The 8176-nt window shown below is 69.9% G+C and carries 7 protein-coding genes; 3 read left to right on the forward strand and 4 right to left on the reverse strand.

Going from position 1 to position 8176, the window contains the following annotated elements:
• Positions 1–29: 29 nt before the first annotated feature.
• Complete coding sequence (locus AC1D15_RS02115; RefSeq protein ID WP_477824742.1) at positions 30–728, forward strand: YggS family pyridoxal phosphate-dependent enzyme; 699 nt, start codon at positions 30–32, stop codon at positions 726–728.
• A 322-nt stretch (positions 729–1050) separates the two neighbouring features.
• Here the strand turns inward: AC1D15_RS02115 and AC1D15_RS02120 are convergent, their stop codons facing one another.
• Positions 1051–1533 carry an Lrp/AsnC ligand binding domain-containing protein gene (locus AC1D15_RS02120; protein WP_047510853.1) on the reverse strand — a complete coding sequence of 161 codons (483 nt, stop codon included), beginning with the start codon at positions 1531–1533 and terminating at the stop codon, positions 1051–1053.
• 92 nt (positions 1534–1625) lie between these two features.
• Here AC1D15_RS02120 and AC1D15_RS02125 point away from each other — a divergent pair, with 92 nt between their 5' ends.
• Positions 1626–4610, forward strand: a complete 2985-nt coding sequence (locus AC1D15_RS02125) for an L-glutamate gamma-semialdehyde dehydrogenase (protein WP_477824743.1) — start codon at positions 1626–1628, stop codon at positions 4608–4610.
• Positions 4611–4712: 102 nt separating this feature from the next.
• The gene (locus tag AC1D15_RS02130) at positions 4713–6260 is read left to right on the forward strand and encodes a methyl-accepting chemotaxis protein (RefSeq protein WP_477824744.1); all 1548 of its coding nucleotides are present in this window, start codon (positions 4713–4715) and stop codon (positions 6258–6260) included.
• On the opposite strand, the gene AC1D15_RS02135 is transcribed toward AC1D15_RS02130, so the two are convergent.
• From AC1D15_RS02135 to AC1D15_RS02145, 3 genes are read right to left on the reverse strand one after another with little or no spacing between them, the layout of a single operon-like run.
• Positions 6261–6836 carry a YceI family protein gene (locus tag AC1D15_RS02135; RefSeq protein WP_047510848.1) on the reverse strand — a complete coding sequence of 192 codons (576 nt, stop codon included), beginning with the start codon at positions 6834–6836 and terminating at the stop codon, positions 6261–6263.
• A gap of 41 nt (positions 6837–6877) precedes the next feature.
• Positions 6878–7450, reverse strand: a complete 573-nt coding sequence (locus AC1D15_RS02140) for a YceI family protein (RefSeq protein WP_465110383.1) — start codon at positions 7448–7450, stop codon at positions 6878–6880.
• 28 nt (positions 7451–7478) lie between these two features.
• Positions 7479–8021, reverse strand: a complete 543-nt coding sequence (locus tag AC1D15_RS02145; protein ID WP_465110384.1) for a cytochrome b — start codon at positions 8019–8021, stop codon at positions 7479–7481.
• Between the last annotated feature and the right edge of the window lie 155 nt (positions 8022–8176).

The raw sequence follows: 8176 nt of genomic DNA on the forward strand, positions 1-8176 counted from the left end.
CTGGTGGCTTGAGATAGGCTCGGGGAATTATGGCGACGATTGCTTCGAACATACAACAAGTGCACCAACGCATCACGCAGGCGTGTGTGGTCTCACAACGCCCCGTGCGAAGCGTCACGCTGCTGTGTGTTACCAAAACCTTCGGGCCGCAGGCCGTGCGCGAGGCCTTTGCCGCCGGCGAGCGCCGCTTCGGCGAGAACTACGTGCAGGAGGGCGTCGACAAGATCGCCGCGCTGGCCGAGTTGCGCAGCCAGGTCGAGTGGCACCTGATCGGCCCGCTGCAGAGCAACAAGACGCGCGTCGTCGCCGAGCAGTTCGACTGGGTGCACACCGTCGACCGGCTGAAGGTCGCGCAGCGGCTGTCGGAGCAGCGGCCTGCCCATCTGGCACCGCTGCAGCTGTGCCTGCAGGTGAATATCAGCGGCGAGGCGAGCAAGAGCGGGCTGGTGCCGGGCGAGGTGGCCGAGGTGGCGCGGCAGGTCGTGGCGCTGCCGCAAGTCAGGCTGCGTGGGTTGATGGCGATTCCCGAGCCGGTCGGCGACTTCGAGGCCCAGCGCGCACCGCACCGGGCGCTGCGGGAATTGCTGGAGCAATTGAACACCGAAGGACTCGCGCTGGATACCTTGTCCATGGGTATGTCGGCCGACATGGATGCGGCGATCGCCGAGGGTGCGACGATGGTGCGCGTCGGCAGCGCGATTTTCGGTGGGCGCTCCAGTCCCGGGTGACAACCCGGGCTCAATCCCCWTTTGTTCGCTTGTCACCTCCCAAAAGGCAGGGCGGTGGCAGAAGGCGGGTGCGGGGAGKCTGTGGWGCGCCAATMAGGASGGGGCGCCGGARCTGGCKGRTTTCATGGCCCGCGTGCGCCAGCACGCTTCGTGAACTGACTGTCGCCCACTGTTTGACCACAACGAACGMAGTGAGTGGCGGGAGTTTGGGCGACGGGCCWTGAAAYCAGTCAGYGSAGGGSAGTCTTCGCCCCGAGAGGGGCGAAGACCGCACCCGACGGCGCGCCACAGCCTCCCCGCACCCGCCTTCCGAACTCAGAGCTCAGATCGGAAGAGCCGTCGTGTTCTTGACCTCCTCCATCACCGCATACGTGTGCGTCTCCCGCACCCCCGGCAGGCTCCAGATCACCGAGCCGATCAGCTCGCGGTACGAGCCCATGTCGGCCACGCGCGTCTTGATCAGGTAGTCGAAGCCGCCCGCCACCAGGTGGCATTCGAGAATCTCCGGCCGCACCTGCACCGCCGCCTTGAAGGCCTTCATCACGTCCGGCGTCGTGCGGTCGAGCACGACCTCGATGAAGACCATCATTCCTGCGCCGAGCTTGTCGGGGTTCAATCGCGCCTCGTAGCCGAGGATGAAGCCGTCGCGCGTCAGCCGCTTCACCCGCTCCAGCACGGCGGTCGGCGACAGGTGCACCGTCTCGGCGAGCTTCAGGTTCGAGATGCGCCCGTCCTGCTGCAGCGCGCCCAGGATGCGGGCATCGATCTTGTCCAGCGTGGCAGGCAGGCTGTGATTGCTTTTCATGGTGAATGAATTCGAGGTCCGGCTTTTTGTCGGTGATTAATTCATGTAATCAGCAGATACGCTAGTAGAACTAACACCAATGGTGACCCAAGATGATTTTTTTGCCGCCGGCTCGCGCCCGCCTGCCCTACCCGTACCGCGCTGAACTGGAGTTGTTAGCAAGCCTGACGCCACCCCTCGCGCAGGCGCTGGATTGGGCGGCGGTGCAACAGGCGGCGCGGCCCTGGGTGCAGGCGGTGCGCGACAAGCCGGCACCGTTCTGGGCGATGGAGTCGCTGCTGCGGGAATACCCGATCTCCAGCGCCGAGGGGCTGGCGCTGATGCGGCTGGCCGAGGCGCTGCTGCGCGTGCCCGATGCCGAGACCGCGATCGCGCTGACGGCCGACCAGCTCGGCAAGGCGGAATTCGATGCGTCGTCGGGCGGGCCGCACCAGATGCTGGCGAGCCTGTCGGCCAGCGCGATCTCGCTGTCGAAGAAATTCCTGCCGCAAGCCGATGCGGAGGCCGGGCTGTTCAAGCGCCTCGGCGCGCAGACGGTGGTGGCCGCGACGGTGCGCGCGATCCAGCTGCTCGGCCGGCAGTTCGTGCTCGGCCGCGACATCGCCGAGGCGATGGGCGAGGCGGCAGCGGCCCGCAAGCAGCACGCCGGCCTGCGCTTCAGCTACGACATGCTCGGCGAGGGCGCGCGCACCGAGGCCGATGCGCGGCGCTACCTGGCGTCGTACGCGAAGGCGATCGAGGCGATCGGCGGTGGCCGCGTCGCCGCCGGGCCCGAATCGGCCGACGGCATCTCGATCAAGCTCAGCGCGCTCTTCTCGCGCTATGAAGACGCGCAGCGCGAGCGCGTCGGCGCCGAGCTGCTGCCCCGCGTGTGGCAGCTGATCGAGCAGGCCGCGCGCGCCAACATCAACCTGACGATCGATGCCGAGGAGAGCGACCGCCTGGAGCTCTCGCTCGACGTGCTGGACGCACTGGCCGAGCGCATCGCGCAGCAGTTCCCGCAGTGGCGCGGCTTCGGCCTCGCGGTGCAGGCCTACCAGACGCGGGCGCTGCAGGTGGTCGACGAGGTCGCGCGCATCGCCCGCCGGCACGGCCTGAAGTTCATGGTGCGGCTGGTCAAGGGCGCCTACTGGGACGGCGAGATCAAGCGCGCGCAGGAGCTGGGCCTGGCCGGCTACCCGGTGTTCACGCACAAGCACCACACCGACATCTCGTACCTGGCCTGCGCCCGCGCGCTGATCGGGCATGCGGACGTGATCTACCCGCAGTTCGCGACCCACAACGCCGGCACCATCGCGGCGATCCTGCAGATGGCGCGGGCGGCCGGCGCACCGTTCGAGATGCAGCGGCTGCACGGGATGGGCGAGGGCGTCTATCGAGAAGTCATGCGCGATGCCGGCATCCCGGTGCGCGTGTACGCGCCGGTCGGCGAGCACCGCGACCTGCTGGCCTACCTGGTGCGCCGGCTGCTGGAGAACGGCGCCAATTCGTCGTTCGTGCACCAGCTGTCGGACGACGAGGTACCGGTCGAGCAGCTGCTCGCGTCGCCGCTGGTGCCGGCCGCCGCGATCGGCCAGCCGCTGCCGCGGGCGCTGTATGGCGACGGCGCGCGTGTCAACTCGCGCGGGGCCGACCTGGCCTGCCTCGAGGAGCGGGCGCCGCTGGACGCGGCACTGGCCGCGACCGTCGTCGAGCCGGTGCGCGAATCCACCGTGGCCGACGTGAGCGACGCGATGGCACGCTTGCAGTCCGGCTTCGAGGCCTGGAACGCGACCCCGCTGGCCGACCGCGCCGCCGTGCTGCGCCGCGCCGCCGATGCGCTCGAAGCCCGCCTGCCCGAGTTCTGCGGCCTGCTCGTGAAGGAGGCGCACAAGACCCTGGGCGACTGCGTGGCCGAGGTGCGCGAGGCGGTCGACTTCTGCCGCTACTACGCCGACCAGGCCGAGGCGCGGCTGGCCGCGCAGACCCTGCCGGGCCCGACCGGCGAGAGCAACCTGCTGCAGCTGCACGGCCGCGGCGTGTTCGTCTGCATCAGCCCGTGGAACTTCCCGCTCGCGATCTTCGCCGGCCAGGTGGTGGCGGCGCTGGTGGCCGGCAACGCGGTGGCCGCCAAGCCGGCCGAGCAGACGCCGGCTGTCGCGCAGCGCCTGGTCGCGCTGCTGCACGACGCCGGCGTGCCGCGCGACGCGCTCGCGATGCTGCACGGCCCCGGCGAGACGGTCGGTGCGGCGCTGGTCGCCGACGCGCGCACCGCCGGCGTGTGCTTCACCGGCTCGACCGCGGTCGCGAAGATCATCAACCGCACGCTCGCCGCGAAGGACGGCGCCATCGTGCCGCTGATCGCCGAGACCGGCGGCATCAACGCGATGCTGGTCGACAGCACCGCGCTGCCGGAGCAGGTGGTCGACGCCGTCGTGCAGAGCGCGTTCCGCTCGGCCGGCCAGCGCTGCTCGGCGCTGCGGCTGCTGTGCGTGCACGAGGGCGTGGCCGACGGCGTGATCGAGATGGTGCGCGGCGCGCTGGCCGAGCTGCGCGTCGACGACCCGGCGCTGCTCGCGACCGACGTCGGCCCGGTCATCGACGACGGGGCCTTCGCCGGCATCCGCGGCCACGTCGAGCGGCTGCGCGGCAGCGCGACGCTGATCGGCGAAGCGCCGGTGACCTCGACCTTCCCGCGCCTGGTTGCGCCGGTCGCGTTCGAGCTGCCGCGCATCGCCGACGTGCGGCAGGAGGTCTTCGGCCCGGTGCTGCACGTGGTGCGCTGGCGCGGCGACGCGGCCGACGTGATCGCGCAGGTCAACGCGCTCGGCTACGGGCTGACGCTGGGCATCCAGACGCGCATCGACAGCCGCGCGCTGCGGCTGGCGCAGGCGGCGCGCATCGGCAACGTCTACGTCAACCGCAACATGATCGGCGCGGTGGTCGGCGTGCAGCCGTTCGGCGGCGAGGGGCTCAGCGGCACCGGCCCGAAGGCGGGCGGCCCGCACTACCTCTACCGCTTCTGCGCCGAGCAGACGCTGACGATCAACACCGCGGCGGCCGGCGGCAACGCGGCGCTGCTGGCCGGCGGCCACTGAAATCCTGGACAAATGACCCGGTCAAGGCGACCGGCAGCACGTCGAAATGCCTGACACGGCCCCCGCTTCGGGCGCCGTTCCAGGTGTTGCCGAGGTGCTGCGATGAAGTCGATCAAGTCCGTGTTGCTGCTGTTCCTCGCCATGTTCGTCGTGGCGATGCTGGTGCTGCATGCGAGTGCCCGCTGGAGCAGCGAGCGCATGCAGGCACAGGCGCGCCAGGTGTTCGTCGCGAAGGACGTGACCGCCGACGTGCTGCCGCCGCCGATGTACCTGATCGAGGCGCGGCTGGTGCTGTCGCAGGCGCTCGAAGGGACGCTGGCGCCGGCCGACGCGGCCCGCGGTTTCGATGTGCTGTTCGACGCCTACGGCGCCCGCGTCGAGTACTGGCGCACCCACCCGCCCTACGGGCTGGAGCACGAGCTGCTCGGCGAACAGCACGAGGCGGCGCAGCGCTTCTTCCAGGCGGCCCGCGCACAGGTGCTGCAGCCGCTGCGCGACGGACGCATCGACGCGGCACGCGCCGCGCTGCCGGCGGTGCAGGCCCACTACGAGGCGCACCGGCGCGGCGTCGACCGCACCGTCGAGCGCTCGAACGCGTTTGCGGACGAGAAGATCAGCGGCTTCGACGGCATCGTCGCGGTGAACGACCGCACCGCCCTGTCGGTGCTGGCGGGTGCGCTGCTGGCCAGCGCCGGGCTGTTTGCGCTGGTGTGGTGGCGCCTGCAGCGCGACGTGGCCAGGCCGCTGCAGCAGGCGAGCGGCATCGCTGCGCGCATCGCCACCGGCGACCTGTGCGGCGAGATCCGGGTGAGCGGGCGCGACGAGGCGGCCGAGGTGCTGCAGGCGCTGGTCGACATGCAGGCCGGGCTGCGCCGCGTGGTCGGCGAGGTGCGCGAAGGTGCCGACGGCATCGCCACCGCGAGCGCGCAGATCGCGCAGGGCAACATGGACCTGTCGGACCGCACCGAACAGCAGGCGGCCAACCTGCAGCAGACGGCCGCGGCGCTGCACCAGATCGACACCAGCGTGCGCGGCAATGCCGAAAGTGCGCGGCTCGCCGACAGCGCGGCCGCCGAGGCCTCGCAGGTGGCCGATCACGGCGGCACGGTCGTCACGCAGGTGGTCGCGACGATGAACGAGATCGGGCAGGCGGCCGAGCGCATCGGCACCATCGTCGGCGTGATCGACGGCATCGCGCTGCAGACCAACATCCTCGCGCTGAATGCGGCGGTCGAGGCGGCCCGATCGGGCGAGCACGGCCGCGGCTTCTCGGTGGTGGCCGGCGAGGTGCGATCGCTGTCGCAACGCTGCGCCGAGGCGGCGCGGCAGATCCGCGGCCTGGTCGCCGAGAGCACGCAGCGCATCGAGGAAGGGCATCGCCTGGCCGATGAGGCCGGCGCGACGATGCAACGCGTCGTCGGCCGGTTCGCCCAGGTGTCGGCGCTGATCAGCGAGATCAGCGGCGCATCGCGCCAGCAGACGCAGGGCGTCGGCCAGGTCAACGACGCGGTGCAGCAGCTCGACGGCGTGACGCAGCAGAACGCCGCGCTGGTCGAGGAGTCGGCCGCCGCGGCGGGCAGCCTGAACGCGCAGGCCCAGCGGCTGGCCGGCGCGGTATCGGTGTTCCGGCTCGAGGCCGGAACGAGGTGATTACTGCTTGACGGCTTCGATCTGGATCAGCAGGCGGATGTTGTCCGGCAGGCCGTACTGCAGGCCGTAGCTGACGCCCCACTGGCTGCGCTGGATCGTCGTCTCGAAGTCGCCGCCGCACACTTCGCGCTTGAGCATCGGGTTGTCGTAGCAGTTGAAGTTCGCGGCCGTCAGCGTGACCGGCTGGGTCTTGCCGTTCATCGTCAGCGTGCCGGCGACCGAGGTCACCTTGCCGGCGCCGTCGAACGCGAACTTGTCGCCGACGAACTTGGCGGTCGGCGCCTCGGCGGCGTTGAAGAAGTCCTTGCCCTTCAGGTGCGTGTCCAGCGCCGGCACGCCGGTGCTGACCGAGGTCATGTCGAAGGTCACCTCGGCACGGCCGCTCTTGCCGGCCTTGTCGAACGAGACGGTGCCTTCCTTCTTGTCGAAGCGGCCGCGCAGCGTGCTGGTGTTGAAGTGCTTCGCCTCGAAGGTCACGAAGGTGTGGGTCGGGTCGACCGCGTAGGTCGCGGCTTCGGCGTGGGCGAGGCCGGCAGCGGCGAGGGCGGCGGCGGCGAGCAGGGTCTTGGTCAGCATGGGAATGGTCCTGGTGAGGTGGAAGAGGTACTGCAGAGAAATCAGAGGGCGCCCACGCCGGTCAGCGCGAGCTTGAACTTGACGGTGACGTCGTTGGCCACCATCGAGGTGTCCTTCCAGTCGCCGTCACCGATCTTGAAATCGAGGCGCTTGATCACGAAGCTGCCGGTCGCCGTGGTGTTGCCGCCGGCCTGCGCCAGCACGACCGGCACCACCACGTCGTGGCTCGCGCCCTTGATCGCCAGCTTGCCGGCCACGTCGAACTTGCCCGGACCGGTGGCCTTGACGGTGGTCGACTGGAAGGTGGCCTGCGGGAACGACTTGGTGTTGAACCAGTCCGGCTTGGCGACTTCGGCCTCGGTCTCGGCGGTGCCGAGCGAGACGCTGGCCAGGTCGATCGTGAAGCCGATCTTCGCGGCCTCGGGCTTCTTCGGGTCGAACGCGACCTGCGCGTCGAACTTGCGGAACTTGCCGTCGACCGGCACGCCCATCTGCTTGCTGGTGAAGGCGATCTCGCTTTGTGCCGGCACCACCTTCTGCTGCGCCTGGGCGCAGGCAGGGAAGGCGAACGCGGCAGCGAGGGCGAAGCTCGCGACGGTGAGGTAGGTTTTCATTCGTGGGTCTCCCGGTGAAAGGTGAGGGTCAGCGCGAACCGCCGGGCAGCATGCGGGCGAGCAGGCCGTCGCGGTCGATGATCTGGTGCTTCAGCGCGGCGGCGACGTGCAGCAGCACCAGCGCGGCCAGGCCGTAGGCGAGCAGCGCATGGGCCTGCTTCGCGGTCTCGGCCAGCGCCTTGTCGACCGGCACGAAATCCGGCAGCGGCAGCAGCCCGAACGCGACGATCGGGAAGCCGGCCGCCGAGCTGTACGCCCAGCCGGCCAGCGGCACCGCGAAGAACAGCACGTACAGCAGCGTGTGCGTCCAGTGCGATGCTCGCTGCTGCCAGGCGGGCGCCGGCAGGTCGGCCGGCGGGCGGTGCGTCAGGCGCCACAACAGGCGCAGCGCCGACAGCGCGAGGATCGTCACGCCCGCCCACTTGTGCCAGTTGAAGAGCTTCAGGCGCTGCGGCGAGAACGGCAGGCCGCTCATGTACAGCCCGAAGCAGAACGTGGCGACGATGGCCAGCCCCAGCAGCCAGTGGAAGCTGATGGCAACGGCGTCGTAGCGTGAAGGCGGAGCGCGCATGGAAGGCCTTGAAACAGTTTGAAGCACTTGCGCAGGCAGAGCTGCGGGTGTGAAGTGCGACTTTAAGAGCGGGTCAGGCGGGCGAAGTTCACCCGGCTTGTCGCAACCATTCAAAAAAATGCAGCGAGCCGCCCCGCGCAAACCCTGTGCGGACT

It is taken from the genome of Rhizobacter sp. P2_H2, from assembly GCF_056403375.1.